This window comes from Vibrio sp. SCSIO 43133 (assembly GCF_023716845.1).
GTDB lineage: Bacteria > Pseudomonadota > Gammaproteobacteria > Enterobacterales > Vibrionaceae > Vibrio > Vibrio mediterranei.
Genome location: NZ_CP068024.1, coordinates 3,549,592 through 3,568,226 on the forward strand (window position 1 = coordinate 3,549,592; position 18,635 = coordinate 3,568,226).

General features: G+C 45.1%; 18 protein-coding genes. 14 read left to right on the forward strand and 4 right to left on the reverse strand.

The window, feature by feature from the left end; translation table 11 throughout:
* Positions 1 to 4 precede the first annotated feature (4 nt).
* The 5 genes from def (at position 5) to JKJ11_RS16600 (ending at position 5,746) form a co-directional block, all read left to right on the forward strand.
* Positions 5 to 514 carry a peptide deformylase gene (gene def / locus JKJ11_RS16580; protein ID WP_006073002.1) on the forward strand — a complete coding sequence of 170 codons (510 nt, stop codon included), beginning with the start codon at positions 5 to 7 and terminating at the stop codon, positions 512 to 514.
* Between the two features lie 17 nt (positions 515 to 531).
* Positions 532 to 1,479 (forward strand): methionyl-tRNA formyltransferase, encoded by a 948-nt coding sequence (fmt, locus tag JKJ11_RS16585; RefSeq protein WP_006073003.1) that lies wholly within the window; start codon positions 532 to 534, stop codon positions 1,477 to 1,479.
* A gap of 90 nt (positions 1,480 to 1,569) precedes the next feature.
* Positions 1,570 to 2,847 (forward strand): 16S rRNA (cytosine(967)-C(5))-methyltransferase RsmB, encoded by a 1,278-nt coding sequence (gene rsmB, locus JKJ11_RS16590; protein ID WP_062463686.1) that lies wholly within the window; start codon positions 1,570 to 1,572, stop codon positions 2,845 to 2,847.
* 67 nt (positions 2,848 to 2,914) lie between these two features.
* Positions 2,915 to 4,291, forward strand: coding sequence for a Trk system potassium transporter TrkA (gene trkA, locus JKJ11_RS16595; RefSeq protein ID WP_006073005.1), 1,377 nt, complete (start codon positions 2,915 to 2,917; stop codon positions 4,289 to 4,291).
* 9 nt (positions 4,292 to 4,300) lie between these two features.
* Complete coding sequence (locus tag JKJ11_RS16600; protein WP_063604580.1) at positions 4,301 to 5,746, forward strand: TrkH family potassium uptake protein; 1,446 nt, start codon at positions 4,301 to 4,303, stop codon at positions 5,744 to 5,746.
* On the opposite strand, the gene trhA is transcribed toward JKJ11_RS16600, so the two are convergent.
* On the reverse strand, positions 5,743 to 6,396 hold the full coding sequence (trhA, locus tag JKJ11_RS16605; protein ID WP_252038571.1) for a PAQR family membrane homeostasis protein TrhA: 654 nt from the start codon (positions 6,394 to 6,396) through the stop codon (positions 5,743 to 5,745). The genes JKJ11_RS16600 and trhA overlap by 4 nt on opposite strands.
* 68 nt (positions 6,397 to 6,464) lie before the next feature.
* Complete coding sequence (locus JKJ11_RS16610; RefSeq protein WP_031495732.1) at positions 6,465 to 7,265, reverse strand: sporulation protein; 801 nt, start codon at positions 7,263 to 7,265, stop codon at positions 6,465 to 6,467.
* 271 nt (positions 7,266 to 7,536) lie between these two features.
* On the opposite strand from JKJ11_RS16610, the gene JKJ11_RS16615 reads away from it, so the two are divergent.
* The 5 genes from JKJ11_RS16615 (at position 7,537) to JKJ11_RS16635 (ending at position 11,459) form a co-directional block, all read left to right on the forward strand.
* A complete protein-coding gene (locus JKJ11_RS16615) occupies positions 7,537 to 7,734 on the forward strand; it encodes a hypothetical protein (protein WP_006073009.1) in 198 nt (65 codons plus the stop codon).
* A gap of 117 nt (positions 7,735 to 7,851) precedes the next feature.
* Positions 7,852 to 8,118 (forward strand): YihD family protein, encoded by a 267-nt coding sequence (locus JKJ11_RS16620; protein ID WP_006073010.1) that lies wholly within the window; start codon positions 7,852 to 7,854, stop codon positions 8,116 to 8,118.
* Positions 8,119 to 8,344: 226 nt separating this feature from the next.
* Complete coding sequence (ccoG, locus tag JKJ11_RS16625) at positions 8,345 to 9,763, forward strand: cytochrome c oxidase accessory protein CcoG (RefSeq protein ID WP_006073011.1); 1,419 nt, start codon at positions 8,345 to 8,347, stop codon at positions 9,761 to 9,763.
* A 61-nt stretch (positions 9,764 to 9,824) separates the two neighbouring features.
* Positions 9,825 to 10,808: a serine/threonine protein kinase gene (locus JKJ11_RS16630; protein ID WP_198558518.1), complete on the forward strand. Its 984-nt coding sequence runs from the start codon at positions 9,825 to 9,827 to the stop codon at positions 10,806 to 10,808.
* A gap of 51 nt (positions 10,809 to 10,859) precedes the next feature.
* Positions 10,860 to 11,459 (forward strand): thiol:disulfide interchange protein DsbA/DsbL, encoded by a 600-nt coding sequence (locus tag JKJ11_RS16635; RefSeq protein ID WP_031493306.1) that lies wholly within the window; start codon positions 10,860 to 10,862, stop codon positions 11,457 to 11,459.
* A gap of 46 nt (positions 11,460 to 11,505) precedes the next feature.
* Here the strand turns inward: JKJ11_RS16635 and yihG are convergent, their stop codons facing one another.
* Positions 11,506 to 12,390 carry a 1-acylglycerol-3-phosphate O-acyltransferase, YihG family gene (yihG, locus tag JKJ11_RS16640; protein WP_006073014.1) on the reverse strand — a complete coding sequence of 295 codons (885 nt, stop codon included), beginning with the start codon at positions 12,388 to 12,390 and terminating at the stop codon, positions 11,506 to 11,508.
* A gap of 199 nt (positions 12,391 to 12,589) precedes the next feature.
* Between yihG and JKJ11_RS16645 the strand changes: the two genes are divergently transcribed.
* Together JKJ11_RS16645 and JKJ11_RS16650 are read left to right on the forward strand one after the other, a co-directional pair.
* A complete protein-coding gene (locus tag JKJ11_RS16645) occupies positions 12,590 to 13,576 on the forward strand; it encodes a DUF2860 domain-containing protein (RefSeq protein WP_252038575.1) in 987 nt (328 codons plus the stop codon).
* A 143-nt stretch (positions 13,577 to 13,719) separates the two neighbouring features.
* The gene (locus tag JKJ11_RS16650; RefSeq protein WP_252038576.1) at positions 13,720 to 14,694 is read left to right on the forward strand and encodes a DUF2860 family protein; all 975 of its coding nucleotides are present in this window, start codon (positions 13,720 to 13,722) and stop codon (positions 14,692 to 14,694) included.
* Here the strand turns inward: JKJ11_RS16650 and JKJ11_RS16655 are convergent.
* Positions 14,691 to 16,214: a YifB family Mg chelatase-like AAA ATPase gene (locus JKJ11_RS16655; RefSeq protein WP_252038578.1), complete on the reverse strand. Its 1,524-nt coding sequence runs from the start codon at positions 16,212 to 16,214 to the stop codon at positions 14,691 to 14,693. The two genes, JKJ11_RS16650 and JKJ11_RS16655, sit on opposite strands and share 4 nt — an antisense overlap.
* A gap of 483 nt (positions 16,215 to 16,697) precedes the next feature.
* On the opposite strand from JKJ11_RS16655, the gene ilvG reads away from it, so the two are divergent.
* Positions 16,698 to 18,344, forward strand: a complete 1,647-nt coding sequence (ilvG, locus tag JKJ11_RS16660) for an acetolactate synthase 2 catalytic subunit (RefSeq protein ID WP_252038580.1) — start codon at positions 16,698 to 16,700, stop codon at positions 18,342 to 18,344.
* On the forward strand, positions 18,344 to 18,625 hold the full coding sequence (gene ilvM, locus JKJ11_RS16665; protein WP_006073039.1) for an acetolactate synthase 2 small subunit: 282 nt from the start codon (positions 18,344 to 18,346) through the stop codon (positions 18,623 to 18,625). The genes ilvG and ilvM overlap by 1 nt, the downstream gene beginning before the upstream one ends.
* Positions 18,626 to 18,635 lie beyond the last annotated feature (10 nt).

The window sequence follows — 18,635 nt, forward strand, 5'->3', positions numbered from 1 at the left end:
GTATATGTCTGTATTACAAGTATTAACTTTCCCGGATGATCGCCTAAGAACGGTAGCTAAGCCCGTTGAAGCCGTAACGCCGGAAATCCAAAAAGTCGTCGATGACATGATTGAAACCATGTACGACGAAGAAGGAATTGGCCTTGCAGCAACGCAAGTTGACTTTCATCAGCGAATTGTTGTGATTGATATTTCAGATACTCGCGACCAACCGATGGTACTTATCAACCCAGAAATTACCGAAAAGCGCGGTGAAGATGGTATTGAAGAAGGCTGCCTTTCGGTCCCTGGTGCTCGCGCACTAGTGCCACGCGCCGCTGAAGTGAGTGTCAAAGCGCTGAACCGCGATGGTGAAGAGTTTACGTTTGATGCAGATGACCTATTGGCTATCTGTGTACAGCATGAGCTTGACCACTTAGAGGGTAAACTGTTTGTTGATTATCTTTCTCCTCTAAAGCGTAAACGCATCAAAGACAAACTCGAGAAAATTAAGCGCTTCAACGCTAAACAATAATATTAAGTGAGGTTTCCGTGAGCCAATCATTACGTATTGTGTTTGCCGGTACTCCAGACTTCGCCGCCCGTCACTTGGCGGCGTTATTGTCTTCGGAGCACGAGGTTATCGCTGTTTACACCCAGCCTGACAGACCAGCAGGCCGAGGCAAAAAGCTAACGGCTAGTCCGGTCAAAAATATTGCCCTTGAGCATGATATTCCGGTTTATCAACCCGTCAATTTCAAGTCTGACGAAGCTAAGCAAGAGCTCAAAGACCTCAATGCCGATATCATGGTGGTTGTCGCTTATGGCCTGTTGTTGCCACAAGCAGTTCTTGATACACCAAAGCTAGGTTGTATCAATGTTCATGGTTCAATCCTGCCTCGCTGGCGTGGTGCTGCACCTATTCAACGCTCTATTTGGGCTGGGGATGCACAAACCGGTGTGACAATTATGCAGATGGATATTGGCCTAGATACCGGTGATATGCTGAAAATTGCCACACTACCTATTGAAGCAACAGATACCAGTGCGACCATGTACGATAAGCTGGCAGAGCTTGGCCCACAAGCTTTAGTCGAATGTCTTGCTGATATTGCCTCAGGCAATGCTGCGCCGGAAAAGCAAAATGACGATGAAGCAAACTACGCCAGCAAGCTAAGCAAAGATGAAGCGAAGATCGATTGGAATCAGCCAGCAGAATTCATTGAACGCTGCGTGCGTGCTTTCAACCCATGGCCTATGAGCTTCTTCTCTGTAGAAGAGAACAACATCAAAGTTTGGCAATCGCGGGTAGAAGACAATGCGACAGAATCAGTAGCTGGGACTATTCTTAAGGCTGATAAAACAGGAATTTACGTCGCAACCGGTCAAGGTACTTTGGTGTTAGAACAAATTCAAATACCGGGCAAAAAAGCCATGCCAGTGAGCGATGTATTGAATTCTAAAGCCAGCTGGTTTGAAGTGAGTAGCGTTCTGAGCTAAAGACGCAAATGCTCAATGATAGTTAGGGCCAGCACGTTGAGTGCGGGCCTTATTTTATTTTTAATGTCGATAAAAATTTAGGTAACCAACATGAATGTTCGCGCTGCTGCGGCCAATATCCTTTTCCAAGTGGTTGATAAAGGTCAATCTCTATCGAGCGCCCTTCCATTAGGCCAGCAACAAGTAAAACCTAGAGATCAAGCCTTATTACAAGAGATTTGCTTTGGTGCGCTGCGCATATTGCCTCGTTTGGAGTCCGTTGCATCCGAGCTAATGGATAAGCCATTAAAAGGCAAACAACGTGTATTTCATCACCTGATTTTGGTCGGCATCTATCAAATTGGCCACATGCGAATTCCTGCTCATGCAGCGGTGGGGGAGACCGTAGAAGCAACCAAAACGCTGAAAGGTCCGAGACTGCGCGGCCTTATCAATGCAGTACTACGCAACTACCAACGCAACCAAGAGCAGCTAGATGAGATTTCCGTCAGCCACAATGCTGGAAAATACGGCCACCCTAGTTGGTTACTGAAGCTACTGCAAGAAAGCTACCCACAACAATGGGAAACGATTGTAGAGGCTAATAACACCAAAGCACCTATGTGGCTGCGCGTGAACCACCAGCACCTCAATCGTGACGATTATCAAGCACTACTCAAAAATGAAGGCATAGATTCCACCGCTCACTCTGAAGCCTTGGATGCTCTAAAATTGGCCGCCCCTTGCGATGTCAACAACCTTCCCGGTTTCGATAAAGGTTGGGTATCGGTACAAGATGCCGCAGCACAACTTTCTATCAACTACTTAGAGCCTAAAGATGGAGAGTTGATTTTGGATTGTTGCGCCGCTCCCGGAGGCAAGACTGCACATATCCTGGAGCGTACTAAAGACAGCCAAGTGGTAGCTATTGATTGTGATGAGACCAGATTGAAGCGTGTTCATGACAACCTTAAGCGCCTACAGCTACAGGCTAAAGTAGTATGTGGCGATGCAAGAACACCAAGTGAGTGGTGGCAAGGTGAACAATTTGACCGCATTCTATTAGATGCGCCATGTTCTGCAACCGGGGTGATTCGTAGACACCCTGATATCAAATGGTTGCGCCGCGCCGATGACATTGAAGCACTCGCAGAGCTACAACGTGAGATCTTCGACGCTATGTGGCAGCAATTAAAAGTAGGTGGAACATTGGTGTACGCCACTTGTTCAATCACACCACAAGAAAACAAAGAGCAGGTAAAAGCATTCCTTGCTCGCACAGACAACGCACAGCTTATTGATTCAGACATCGATAACCCAGGACGTCAGATTCTTCCTGGAGAAGAAGATATGGATGGTTTCTATTACGCTGTGCTAAAAAAGGCGTAGAATGCTAACTTATTGATAGCTATGCTAGTGACTCGTTAAGTCGAATTTATCAAAAGAGCGCAATGTTATGAAAATCATCATTCTTGGAGCAGGTCAAGTTGGTGGCACACTCGCAGAGAACCTTGTGGGTGAAAACAACGATATCACCATCGTCGATCGCAACGGTGACCGTCTAAGGGAGCTGCAAGATAAATACGATTTGCGAGTCGTTAATGGCTACGCTAGCCATCCTGATGTATTGCGTGAAGCTGGCGCACAAGATGCTGACATGCTAGTGGCGGTGACCAATATGGACGAAACCAACATGGCTGCATGCCAAGTTGCGTTCTCTTTATTCAATACGCCAAACCGTGTCGCTCGAATTCGTTCTCGTGAATACCTGATTGAAAAAGAAAGTCTGTTCAACTCAGGTGCCATCCCTGTTGACCACCTGATCGCTCCAGAAGAGTTGGTGACCAGCTATATAGAACGATTGATCCAATACCCCGGGGCATTGCAAGTCGTCAGCTTTGCGGATGAACGCGTAAGCTTAGTCGCGGTCAAAGCCTATTATGGTGGTCCGCTCGTAGGGAATGCACTGTCGACTTTGCGTGAGCATATGCCTCACATTGATACCCGAGTAGCGGCTATTTTCCGTCAAGGACGTCCGATTCGACCACAAGGCACCACTATTATCGAAGCGGACGACGAAGTCTTCTTCGTAGCAGCAAGTAATCACATTCGTTCTGTAATGAGTGAATTGCAACGACTCGAAAAGCCATACCGCCGCATCATGATTGTTGGTGGTGGTAATATCGGTGCTAGTCTTGCTAAGCGTCTAGAGCAAACTTACAGCGTGAAGCTTATCGAGCGCAGTTATAAGCGTGCCGAAAAGCTGTCGGAAGAGCTAGAGAACACCATCGTCTTTTGTGGTGATGCTGCGGATCAAGAGCTGTTAACCGAAGAGAACATCGACCAAGTAGACGTATTTATTGCACTCACCAATGAAGATGAAACCAACATCATGTCAGCGATGCTGGCGAAGAAAATGGGCGCAAAAAAGGTCATGGTACTGATTCAGCGTGGGGCTTATGTTGACCTTGTGCAGGGCGGCACCATAGACGTGGCGATTTCACCTCAGCAAGCGACTATTTCCGCTCTACTTACCCACGTTCGTCGTGCCGATATTGTAAACGTCTCATCACTGCGCCGCGGAGCCGCAGAGGCGATCGAAGCAGTTGCTCATGGTGACGAAACCACATCTAAAGTGGTTGGCAAAGCCATTGGTGACATAAAACTACCACCAGGTACCACAATTGGCGCTATTGTACGTGGTGAAGAAGTACTTATTGCCCATGATCGCACCGTGATTGAGCAAGATGATCACGTAGTGATGTTCCTCGTGGACAAAAAATACGTGCCTGACGTTGAGGCATTGTTCCAACCAAGTGCATTCTTCCTGTAAGGCACTCCAATGGTTAACGCCCGTCCTGTTTCCTTTGTTATAGGGTTAGTGCTCTCTAAGCTAGCCCTATTTATGTACGTCCCAACATTGGTTGCTTTCTTTACTGGTACCGATGGTTTCCTTGATTTTGGCTTAGCGGTTGTCATTACCCATTTTGCCGCCTTTGTTTGCCTCTCACTTGGACGCACAAAAAACTTCAAACTCAGTGTGCGTGATATGTTCCTAATCACTAGCTTGGTTTGGACTATTGCCAGTGCCTTTGCCGCGCTCCCTTTTGTTTTTATCAACCATATCAGCTTCACCGATGCTTACTTCGAGACCATGTCTGGCATTACGACAACAGGGTCGACGGTACTTAGCGGATTAGACAACATGGCTCCCAGTATTTTACTGTGGCGTTCTATTTTGCAATGGTTAGGTGGTATCGGATTTATTGTTATGGCGGTTGCCGTTCTGCCAATGCTTAATGTCGGTGGTATGCGTCTATTCCAGACTGAATCTTCAGATTGGTCAGATAAAAGCAGCCCGAGAGCCAAAACGGTCGCCAAAAACATTGTACTGGTTTATCTAGTATTAACTGGGCTTTGTCTACTGGGCTATATAGTGACAGGAATGGATCTGTTCGATGCAATTAATCACTCATTCACTACACTTTCAACGGGCGGCTATTCCACTTCCGATGGCTCTATGAACCATTTCTCGGAAGGCGCACACTGGGTCGGTACCATCTTTATGTTCTTAGGCGGGCTACCTTTCCTACTGTTTGTTGCTGCGTTAACAAAACGCGATCCGAGAATATTGCTTAGGGACGCTCAGGTTCGAGGCTTTGGGTATCTGTTTTTAGTATCGAGCACCGTTGTGGCGTTGTGGCTATTTTGGGAAGATGGCTATGCACTAAATGATGCATTCCGAGTATCCATGTTCAACATCGTATCTGTTGTAACAACAACGGGCTTTGGACTGGAAGACTTTACGGCTTGGGGGCCGCTACCTTCGGTTATTTTTGCGTTTATGATGATGGTAGGAGCGTGTTCAGGTTCAACCTCGGGCGGCATCAAAATATTCCGCTTTCAGATAGCTGTTACCTTGCTTAATAAGCAAATGATGAAGCTTATTCATCCGTCAGGCGTTTTTGTTCAACGCTACAATAACCGTCCAGTCAATGACGATATCGTGCGCTCAGTTGTCGCATTTGTATTGATGTTCTTTGTGACTATTATCGTTATCGCCGCAGGATTGAGTGCTATGGGGTTGGACCCCGTTACCAGTATCTCCGGCTCTATCACCGCAGTCGCGAACGTAGGGCCTGGGATGGGCGATATCATTGGCCCAACAGGTAACTTTGCGCCACTTCCCGACGCCGCTAAGTGGCTGCTTAGCTTTGGTATGTTAATGGGCCGTTTGGAAATCCTGACCCTGTTAGTACTCTTCTTCCCTGCATTTTGGCGCCGCTAAACCGGCGTTACATACCAGTACACGGCAAAAAAGTGACAAGCTGCTCCTGCAAGCACAAAAAGATGCCAAATAGCATGGTTATAGGGTATCCGCTTATTGGCATAGAACACGACACCCAAGGTGTAAATCGCACCACCCAATGCCAATAGTATTAAGCCTGAAGGCTCTAAATGCTTAGCCAATTGATAGATGACTATCACCGATAACCACCCCATGACAAGATAGGTAATCAATGAAGCACGTTTAAAGCGATAAACGAAGAACAACTTCATAATGATACCAATGACAGCCAGCGCCCAAATAACAACCATTAAGCCAATTGCTAGTGGTGTTCTCAGACTCACCAGCATAAACGGTGTATAGCTACCCGCTATTAACAAGAAAATAGCGCAATGGTCGAAAGTTTTCAGCCAGCGTTTACTGTTAGGGTTAGCAATAGAGTGATACAAGGTTGAGGCCAGAAATAGCGTGATCATGCTAGCGCCATAAAGACTCATACTAGTAATCGTGAGAACATCGGCATGCGCACCAAGCGCTTTTTGCAGCAGTAGTATCAAGCCTACAATGGACAGCAGCACTCCAATACCATGAGAGATGCTGTTCGCCCACTCTTCACGAGCGCTGTAATTGGAAGTAGTTGCTGAGGACATTAAGGCATACTCTAAAAGGATAGTGATTAAAGAGTATGCCATATTCAGCTAACATGCGTTAGCTGAAATTAGGTTGTTTGCTCTAAGTAAGCCAGAACTTGCTGACCCGCTTCTTCACCAGACAGTGAACTTGGGATCTGCATTTCTCGTTTCAGTTGCCCTAAACCAATGAGACTTGAGAGCATGCCTTTTACTCCCTCTTTATTTCTATCGATTTCAAACCATAACTTGAGTTCATCTTCACTACGGTAAGCAATGATCTCAAGCTCACGCCAGCGACCATGGTAAGGCCCTGTGGTTGGAACAAACTCAAACTCTTGAACAAACGGCATAACAAAGCCCTTTGCCGCTTCGCACTCAACCTGACGAATACGTAACCCTTGCTCTTCCAAAGCAGAGAATATGCCGTCCACTAATGGGTCTGGCCTCACTGTCAGCATATCTTTATCTGTTGGATCAGCTGCTAGCGCGATATCCAATCCAGTTTCCAACCATACTTTAGAATCACCAATTGTCACTGGAGTATTCCAAGGCACGTCAAGCTCAACCTCAAAGTCTCTTGTTTCTCCTGGTTCAATGGTAAATGCGTAAGGCAGCTTCCATGTTTGCAGCTCAAAGGTTTTCGATACTCTTTTTTTCGGTGCGCCCGGTTGATTGCTATTGTCGTGGTTACTACGTGCTACCTCATCAATATAGCGACAACAAAGCCTCATATTGATGTTATCCACCGTCTGGGCAGTGTTACCACCGTAGACGTGAATCGTAACTTTCGCTGTCTCGCCGGGATAGAGATATTCTTGGTGAAGAACAGAATCCACTCGCGCGGCGCCGATACCAAAACTTGCTAAGGTTTTCTTAAAAAAAGACATACGCACATCCATTTATATCCCAAGATAGTGTTACCGTTTTATCGCAAAATGATAGAGAAAACAAATATCCAACACACAAATCTATTGTGGAAAAAATAACCAACAATTCACTGCAAACTATCGTATCCACACAAACTTGGTGGTATTCTATGCGTGATATGCATGCATATCATTATTCCTGATTGCTTATTTGGAGTGGCATAAGTCAAAAAAGAGTGACATTGAGAGTTATTTCGGTGTTCTCATAAGTAATCAGGCCATTAGATTGGCAATGGAATTGCCTGACTTGTTAGGTAAAACAATGCGCCCAACACCCGTCAGGTTTTCGTACTCAAATCGTGGTGCGTCGCGTCGTCGCAGTGGTTTCGTTTCTGCGCCTGTCGCAAAAAAAGTCGCTCCTTCAATGACGCTCGTTGAACAAAGTGTTCGTATGGCACCAGCTCCAACCAGAGTTGTTAAAGCGGCATAATAAAAAGCGCAGTTATCCTGCGCTTTTTTTTTGTGTCCAATTCCTTCACTTATTGGTATTAGCCTCGATTTTTGGTACTTTTACTCAAAAATACTTATAAAAATTGTGGAGAAAGTTATGAAGTGTCACCGCGTTAACGAACTCATTGAGTTGATACATCCAGAATGGCAGAAAGAACCTGACCTTAACTTACTGGAATTTATTATAAAACTGTCCAATGAAGCTGGATACGAAGGTAAGCTTGAAGATCTCACTGATGATGTTCTTATCTACCATCTAAAAATGCGTAATAGCCAGAAAGACGAAATGATTCCAGGATTGGCGAAAGACCAAGAGGATGACTTCAAAACCGCACTCTTAAAGGCTCGCGGCATCATCAAATAACCAAATGTTATAAAAACGACCCTCTAAGGGTCGTTTTTTATATGAGCCGACGCTAATTTTGTTGTTAAAGGTTGATAGCCTTAAAGAAATGAAATTGTTATCAAGGTTATAATCGCTGGGTTTTAATACTGCGTACTGATTAGTAAGTGACTTACCAGTCGTAGCAATGTCGGAATAGATAGAGTGCGTCAAAACGCACCGTCAGCCCAAGAAGGACAGCCTCAGCATGAGTCAGGATAAAATTGACGTAAAGGATGTAACACCCAAAACGTTCAACCCCAAAACCCACAAAGGCAACGGAGATCGATTTAACCCAAGCAATCGCATCTACGTTCGTGAAAGTAAAGGAACCTTTCAAAAGCTTAGACGCTACGGCGGCTGGTTTTTACTCCTATTGTTCGCACTGGTACCTTGGATACCTTATGGCGAGAGACAAGCGGTATTGCTTGATATTGGTAATCAGCAATTTAACTTTTTTGGCACCACACTTTATCCGCAAGATCTCACCCTACTCGCGTTACTATTTATGGTGGCCGCATTTGGCCTGTTTTTTATCACCACGTTTTTAGGTCGAGTATGGTGTGGCTACTTATGCCCACAAACCGTCTGGACCTTTATGTACATTTGGTTTGAAGAAAAACTAGAAGGCAGCGCCAACAAACGACGCAAGCAAGACAGTGGAAAACTCAGTCCAAACCTCATTATGCGTAAAGGTCTCAAACATGTCGCTTGGTTAGCTATCGCGTTAGCGACTGGCTTTACCTTTACCGGTTATTTTGTGCCAATTGGCGCGCTCGTTAGTGATTTTTTCACCTTTAATGCCAGTTTCTGGCCCGTATTCTGGGTGTTGTTTTTTGCCGGTTGTACATACGCAAATGCAGGGTGGATGCGCTCCATCATGTGTATCCATATGTGCCCTTACGCTCGCTTCCAGTCAGCCATGTTTGATAAGGACACCTTTATTGTTGGTTACAACAGTCAACGAGGTGAAACTCGCGGCCCTCGCTCTCGTAAAGCAGACCCGAAAAAACTGGGCTTAGGTGACTGCATTGACTGTGACCTTTGTGTACAAGTATGCCCGACAGGCATTGATATCCGAGATGGCTTGCAGTACGAATGCATCAACTGCGGCGCTTGTATTGATGCGTGTGACAAGACTATGGACAGAATGGGCTATGAGAAAGGTCTCATCAGCTACACCACGGAGCACCGTCTCTCAGGTAAACACACCAAAGTCATGCGACCAAAGCTGCTAGGTTATGGCTCGGTATTACTAGTGATGATTGCCCTGTTCTTTGTGCAGATTTCGGCCGTCGATCCCGCGGGGCTGAGTGTTCTTAGGGATCGTAACCAACTGTTCCGAGTTAACAGTGATGGTCTGGTGGAGAATACCTACACCTTGAAGGTCATCAATAAAACACAACAAGAGCAACAATATACGCTCAGTGTTTCTGGACTAGAAAATGCAACTTGGTATGGACGACAAACCATTTCCGTTGAACCAGGTGAAGTCTATAACTTGCCGATCAGTTTAGGTGCTGATCCAGAGCAACTCAGTTCACCTGTATCGACAATTCAGTTTATACTGAGCGACAGTAATGACTTCTCAACAGAAGTAGAAAGTCGATTTATTAAGAAGCTCTAACCGACGTGTTAGCTACCTATTATAGGAAAAGGGCTCAGCAATGAGCCCTTTTATTTTATACATGACAGATAAAGCCTTTAACTTTGATGCCCTCACTCCTGATTTCATGTGGTATGCCTTAGAAAGCATCGGTGTTCGAGCAGAATCCGGCTTGCTTGCTCTTAACAGTTACGAAAACCGCGTCTATCAATTTACTGATGAAGATAGAAAACGCTTTGTGGTCAAGTTCTATAGACCGCAACGTTGGAGCCGTGAGCAAATCCAAGAAGAGCACGACTTTTCCAATGAATTGGTGGAAAACGAAGTACCTATTGCAGCGCCTCTATCGATTAACGGAGAGACTATTCATGAGTATCAAGGTTATCTGTTCACTCTGTTTAATAGTGAAGGTGGTCGCCAGTTCGAGGTTGATAATCTAGAGCAACTAGAATGGGTGGGTCGATTTATGGGCCGTATCCATCAGGTAGGAGCTCAAAAGAACTTCATCCATCGTCCGACAATTGGTCTGGAAGAGTACGTATATCAGCCAAGAAAGCTGCTTCAGTCATCTACATTCATCCCTGCGCACTTAGAAAATGCATTTTTCAGCGACTTAGATTTACTGATCTCGCAAATTGAAGCGCATTGGCAACCGAGTGAAACCATTCGTCTGCATGGCGACTGCCACCCGGGCAACATTCTTTGGCGTGACGGTCCGATGTTTGTGGACCTAGACGATGCTCGTAATGGGCCTGCTATTCAGGATTTATGGATGTTGCTCAATGGCGATCGACAAGACAAAATGATGCAACTTGATGTTCTGTTGGAGGGATATCAAGAATTTGGTGACCTGCCTAACGATCAATTGAAACTAATTGAGCCTTTACGTGGTCTACGTATGGTGCACTACATGGCCTGGTTGGCAAAACGCTGGCATGATCCTGCATTCCCACAAGCCTTTCCCTGGTTCAATGATGCCAAATACTGGGAAGGACAAGTGCTCGGTTTTAAAGAACAGATTGCCGCGCTGAATGAAAAGCCACTTTCATTACAACCGCAGTGGTGACAAACTATCCCCATTCCTGATAAGGATTTGGTTTTACACATGGAGAAAATAATGAAAAAAATCATCGCATTATTTGCGACGCTTCTAGTCAGCCTGGGAGTAAGTGCAGCACAATTTCAAGAAGGTACTCACTATAAAGTTCTAGACTTAGAAAAATCCTCTAAGCCTGTGGTAACAGAGTTCTTCTCGTTCTACTGCCCACACTGCAACAGTTTCGAGCCTATCATTGCACAGCTTAAGAAAAAGATTCCAGCAGACGCTAAGTTCCAGAAGAACCACGTTTCTTTTATGGGTGGCAACATGGGCCTTTCAATGAGCAAAGCCTACGCGACTATGGTGGCGTTAAAGATTGAAGACAAGATGGTTCCTGTGATGTTTAACCGTATCCATAACATGAACAAACCGCCTCGCAATGACGAAGAACTACGTCAAATCTTCTTAGATGAAGGTGTGGACGCGAAGAAATTTGATGCCGCATTTAACGGCTTTGCTGTTGACTCTATGGTGCGTCGTTTTGATAAGCAGTTTAAAGACAGCGGACTTTCTGGTGTCCCTGCTGTCATCGTCAATAACAAGTACCTAGTCGAAGCTGGTGGCATTCAGTCATTGGATGAGTACTTTGAGCTGGTAAACTTCCTATTGAAGAAATAAGCCGCTCTAAAATGTAAAAAACCGAGCCCATATGAGCTCGGTTTTTTTATTTGGTGTGGATATCATCGAGTACTTGGTCCTTGTCCTTCCAAACCTCACCTAACCACTTTTGGAACTCTCGCTTGTAAGGCTTATCGTTGAAGTAATCACCTAGAATTTTCTCATCTACAGGCAAAATACGAACCTTTACAACGATTTTTTTCATATCACCCTTTAATACCGCTTTAAAAGGCTCATCCGTATTTTCCGGATACGCCAGAGTGACATCAATAATATTCTCAAACTGGTCACCCATCGCAGCCAATGTATAAGCAATGCCACCGGATTTAGGTTGTAATAGATAGTTGTAACCCGCGCTACTTTTCTTCTGCTTATCGGCAGTAAAGCGCGTTCCTTCTACATAATTCACCACTGTCGTTGGGGTATCTTTAAACTTTGCACATGAACGGCGAGTCGTCGCGAGATCTTGTCCTCGCTTTTCTGGGTGACGAAGCAAATACTCACGTGAATAACGCTTCATAAACGGCATATCTAGCGCCCAACAAGCCATGCCGACAAAAGGGACATACAAAAGCTGTTGTTTCAGAAAAAACTTAGGCATTGGAATGCGATCTTTAAACACGCTGCAGAGCACAACAATGTCAGTCCAGCTTAGGTGGTTACTGATCATCAAATACCAACCATCTTTTCGCAGTGATTCTAGCCCTTCAATGTCCCATACCACCTTGGGATTGACCAAATGAAGAATACCGTGATTCACCGTCGCCCATAACCACATAAAGCGATTAGCTAAAGACGTACACAATCGCTGTAGAGACTTGATCGGAATTAGAAATTTGATCAATCCAAACCCAAGTATAGGAATCGAACAAAATGCCGTATTAATGATGACCAGAGAGGCACTAATAATAAAAAGTAGGTATCCAAGCATAACCAACTATCTATGATTCGTTTGTGACAATTTTATGGCGGTTAATTGTACAAGGCGTACTGCCTTGTGCAATGATTTTATCATTGGTCTGATTTGTGTTGTAACTCAAAAAAAACGAGCTTATTCTGAACTAATAACATAGCATAAACATATAATTACAATCGTTACCAAAATAATCAGAACATGATAAGGATCAGTTATGAAACAGGCATGGAGTGTCTTGGCAGTGTCCCTTGGTCTTGTCTCGCAGGTAGCAGTGGCTAAGTTGGGAGAAAGCAATGGTTTTAGCGGTGAAGTTGCATTAAACGCGGCTTACGCAAGCAAAACATCGAATCTTACTAATACCGACGATGAATTTCGCAACTACACTGGTAGTCAACAAGAAGACAGCGGCGCATTAGTACTTCCCCTCGGTAGTCTTCAATATACCTTTGGAGCGCAATCAAACCATCAATTGTTTTTAGGTACATCACGAGCCGATATTGCCGTTGGTACGGTAGCACTTGAGGCGGGTTACAAATACCTATTTCGCGATAAAACCAAAGTGAGTGTTTCTTTCTTGCCAACCATTCTAGAGGGTGAAGTCTGGCAAGATCCCTATACGACAGATACTCGCAATACTACCAAAGAAAAAGGCAACGCGTACCGTCTACAACTAGACAATATTGCCGGATCGTTATTCAGCTTGGACCTTGCCTATGGCAAACGTGAACTGGATGAGGAGCGCTCTGGTACAGGAGTACCTGCCTTATCTCCACAGGAAGCACAACTCCTAAGTCGTAATGCTGATATCCTCTATGGTAAGTTCAAAATGATGTTACCTGTGAGCCAACAAGTATTACTCTATCCCGCTCTGATTTACACCCAGCAGGATGCGGATGGCAATGCAATGAAACACAATACTTATGGTGCAGAGTTATCCTCTTTCATGTCGTTTGGAAATCACAAATTAGCACTGACGTTAGGCTATTTAAAACGTGATTACGATGCAGCAAATCCAATCTATGACAAAACTCGTGGCGATGATGAATGGAAGGCTTTCCTAGCATATGAGTATCCGGGAATTTTCTACTCCGATAACTTATCGCTTGTTGCCTTTGCCGGTGCGACTAATAGCGATTCCAACATCGACTTCTACGATGAAAAAGACTGGATCACCGCAGTTGGCCTAAACTGGAAATTCTAATAGGTCATAGGCACACCCATTACCTTCCATTATACGTGGCTTAGCGAAGCATTTTGCTAAGCCATTTTTTATCGCTACAGTACCCGCCAAGTTTATAAGGAAATAACCTCTTTACCCACAACCTACTGATTTATGGATATGTCATGGCTATTCGATACTTCTTGCTTTCGCTTATAGCATTTACTGCGACCTACAGCTCTCTATCTGTCGCTTCACTAGCTCAGAGTAAAGGCTTTAGTGGTGAAATATCAATCAGCAATACACTGGTAGGAGAAAAATCCAATTTGGTCGCCAGTACCGATCCCAAAATCAGCGCCTCTCAAGAAACATACGATGAGTTTTGGATGCCATTAGGTGTAGTCAATTACACGTTTGGATCGCAAAGCAATAAACAATGGTTCATTGGAACTTCCCGTAACGATATTGCCGTCGGAACCTTTGTATTAGAAGGCGGTTATAGACAACAACAAAACGATGGTTCTATATGGAGTATTTCTTACTTACCGACCGTCCTCGGAGAACCGATTTGGAACAATCCATACGTCGGCGCCGAACAACTGCAAGCAGCGGAAGCAACAGGCGATGCTTATCGTTTTCAAATGGAGAACATCGCAGGCTCACTGTTTACCCTAGATTTGGCATACGGTACCCGAGTTGTTGATGAAGAGCTTTCGGCAAAAAACCTTAATCTTGACTCAGATTATGATAGGAATAGCCATCTCTACTATGCAAAAGGCTCCTACACGTTAGCGGTTAATAATCACTGGCTGTTGTTTCCATCGGTGATTTATGTGGTTGATGATGCTAAAGGTCAAGCCGTCAGAAACCAAGGGGCTGGCAGTGAACTTACTGCCCTATTCACCTACCAGCAACACAGCATTGCCGCGACCATGAGCTATATGAATCATGAATATCGTGGCGAGAATGTCATTTTCGATCAGAATCATCGTATCGATGAAAAATACAGTGCATTTCTGGCTTATGAATACCTCTCTTTATGGAATATTGATGCATTATCTTTAATATCCCTATCAGGATACAACGCGACAGATTCTTCCATCGCCTTTTATGAGTCCGCCGATTGGATAACCTCCGTCGGTATGAACTTCGCCTTCTAAACCGCTTGCGCAGTCAATTGTTTTAGTAACCTATCTATAGCGCGATATCCTAACGCTTCAGCTAAATGTTCTCTTTGAATATCATCCTCACCGCCAAGATCAGCAATAGTACGTGCTACTTTGATAATTCGATGATAGGCGCGAACAGAGAGCCCTAAACGGTGTAGAGCATTCTCAAGAAACTCTGCATCTGTTTTCTTTAAGCGACAATAGTCCTCGATTTCACCGCTGTGAAGGAGTGCATTCACCTTACCATTGCGACTTAACATCACATCACGCGCTCGATGAACACGCTGACGCACGACTTGAGTTGACTCCCCTCGCTCTCCCCCTTCAGACAATGTGCCTTTGGGTAATGAAGGTATTTCAATCGACATATCAAATCGGTCGAGCAAAGGCCCCGATAATCGACTGAGGTAGCGTAGAATTAGCTGAGGATTGGTACGTGACTGATTGCCTTCATAGTACCCAGTAGGACTCGGGTTCAATGCGCCGACGAGTTGGAATCGAGCTGGAAAACGGGTTTTCCCTTGGGCTCGAGAAATAATAATTTCGCCTGACTCAAGCGGCTCTCGAAGTGAGTCCAAGACTTTTCTTTCAAATTCAGGCATTTCGTCGAGGAATAGTAACCCATTATGTGCCAGAGAAATTTCTCCTGGTCTTGGTATCGAACCTCCGCCAACTAATGCAGCCATAGAACTCGAATGATGAGGGGCACGAAAAGGCCGCGTTTTCCAATTGTCTTCATTGATTTCTTGCTGCGTCAACGACGCGACCGAGGCAGTTTCCATCGCTTCTTGTTCGCTCATTTCAGGTAATAGGTCGCAAAGCCGTGAGGCCAACATGGTTTTTCCGGTTCCAGGAGGACCGAGAAAGAGTAGGTTGTGATTTCCGGCTGCGGCAATCTCTAAAGCTCGCTTTCCCTGTTGTTGGCCGATGATATCCTGTAAATCGCGTGTTTTCGGCACCATCTTTATCTGTTTAGTGTCGGTATATAGGGATAAAGCTTGTTGGCCCATCAAATACGCACAGACATCGAGTAGACCTGATGCTGATCTATGGTGCTCTCGGCCAACCAACGCCGCCTGATTACCATTACCTTCTGGCACCACTAAGCATCGACGGCTTTTGTTAGCGGCGAGTGCAGCAGGTAAAACACCTTTGACGACTCTTAGCTCTCCAGAAAGCGCTAGCTCGCCAACAAATTCATGTGAGAGTAGCTTATCGTGAGGTAACTGATCAGACGCCGCCAAAATACCTAACGCAATAGGAAGATCAAATCGCCCCCCCTCTTTAGGCAGATCCGCAGGAGCGAGGTTCACCGTGATTCTCTTCGCCGGAAACTCAAATCGTGAATTGATGATGGCACTACGTACTCGATCTTTAGATTCCTTAACTGTCGTCTCTGGAAGTCCTACCAGTGTAAAACCGGGCATACCATTACTGATGTGGACTTCAACCGTAACCAAAGGAGCTTCAACACCAACGCTCGCTCGACTATAAATAATCGATAATCCCATGAAATCCCTTTTTCCTTCCAATTTCTCTCACTTAGATGGTTAAAATCCAGAGTTTTATATATACCCCATGTTATACAGCCATATTTAATGCTGAGTAAATGTGAAAAAAGTATGATTTTTTGCTTGTCAGGTAACAGAAATTTGTGATACCACTAGTGACGCAAACATTTTCGTTAGAAACAACACAACGATTTAGAAACAAGATAATGACTTTTAACGCTCACTCTCACACTCTGATTAGCCTGATTATTGTGGTCCTGATTGGTACCGCACGGGGGCATGTGGGCGGAAAATAACCACGAGATTCAAAAAACCCCCGCACTGAAAAGTCCGGGGGTTTTTTTACAAACTCAAAATATAAATTTGATAGTGATCACTCATAGAAACCCTCTCGGTGGATATGACAGGAAGAAATGGAGCACACAATGTGCAATCGAACGACAAACAGTCACGACAGCAAGCGTGACACCCAAGGAGGCTATAATGACAGGTGCTGAATTAGTTGTAGCCGCATTGAGACAGCAAGGCATTGAAACGGTATTTGGCTATCCTGGTGGAGCCATCATGCCAATCTACGATGCTCTGTATGATGGTGGTGTAGAACATATCCTCTGCCGACACGAACAAGGCGCTGCAATGGCAGCCATCGGACTGGCAAGAGCCACCAAAGACGTTGCTGTTTGTATGGCCACCTCCGGCCCCGGCGCCACCAATCTCGTAACCGGCCTCGCCGACGCTTTTCTCGATTCGATCCCTCTCGTAGCTATCACTGGTCAAGTTGCCAGCTCCCATATCGGTACTGATGCATTCCAAGAAATGGATGTGATTGGTATGTCTCTCTCATGCACGAAACATAGCTATCTGGTCACGGATATTGAAGAGTTAGCTCCAATTCTTGCCGAGGCATTTGAAGTTGCTAAAACAGGCAGACCTGGCCCTGTTATTGTCGATATTGCTAAAGATGTCCAACTTGCTAATGCTCCGGTTGATGTCCTTCCCCCGTTTACGCCACCAGCGATCCCTGTTGCTTCGTCAGAGCAAGTCCAGTTAGCACAGCAACTGCTTGATCAAAGCTCTCGCCCAGTTTTGTATGTAGGTGGTGGTGTGCAACTTGCCGATGCCACAGAGTCTGTACGTGAGTTTTTACGCCTCAACCCTATGCCAAGTGTCAGCACACTAAAAGGCTTAGGTACTATTGAGAGACATGACCCACACTACTTGGGAATGTTGGGCATGCACGGTACCAAGGCCGCAAACTTAGTCGTTCAAGAATGTGACCTTTTAATCGTGGTTGGTGCTCGTTTTGATGACCGCGTGACCGGAAAACTGGATACCTTTGCTCCTCATGCAAAAGTGATTCATATCGATATTGATGCTGCGGAATTTAACAAGCTCAGACAAGCTCATGCTGCATTACGTGGTGACATAAACGTCATCTTGCCACAGCTTGAACTGTCAAAAGATATTGCTCCTTGGGTACATCACAGCGAGAGCTTACGCAGTGGTTTTAAATGGCGCTATGACCATCCAGGAGATTTAATTTTTGCTCCACTGCTCCTTAAACAGCTATCAGACATGATGCCTGAGTCTTCGATTATCTCAACGGACGTTGGCCAACACCAGATGTGGGCAGCACAACATATCCAGCCTAGATTGCCTGAGAATTTTATTACTTCGGCTGGTCTCGGCACTATGGGCTTTGGTCTTCCAGCAGCAATGGGAGCAGCAGTTGGTCGCCCTGACGACCAATCAATTCTAATTACTGGTGACGGTTCATTCATGATGAATGTTCAAGAACTAGGCACACTGAAGCGCCGTCAAATACCCGTCAAAATTGTGCTGTTAAATAACCAACGTCTTGGTATGGTTAGACAGTGGCAATCACTGTTTTTTGATGGTCGACACAGTGAAACGATTTTGGATGATAATCCTGACTTTGTCATGCTTGCTAAAGCATTCGATATCCCAGGCAAAACCATTACTCGTAAAGAAGAAGTCGAGCCTGCGCTCAAAGAAATGCTAGAGAGCAAGACCTCGTACATGCTTCACGTGTTGATAGATGAAGAAGAAAATGTATGGCCTTTGGTTCCGCCAGGTGCCTCAAATAGTGACATGTTGGAGAATACCTAATGGACAGATACTTATTAGACATCAAAGCCGATGACAAACCTGTCTTGCTAGAGCGCGTGTTACGCGTTATTCGCCACCGTGGCTTTATCATTAAACAAGTGGCTGCAACACAAAACCATGAAAGTAAGATTGCCAGTGTTGAGATCATTGTTGATAGCGATCGCCCTATCACGACCTTGATCAATCAGATTGAGAAGCTTTGGGATATTCGTACCATCGAGGTGACAGAGCTTAAACACAACGAACTGACCAATCACAACCTACAAGAACAAAGTGCATAAGGAAGGAATG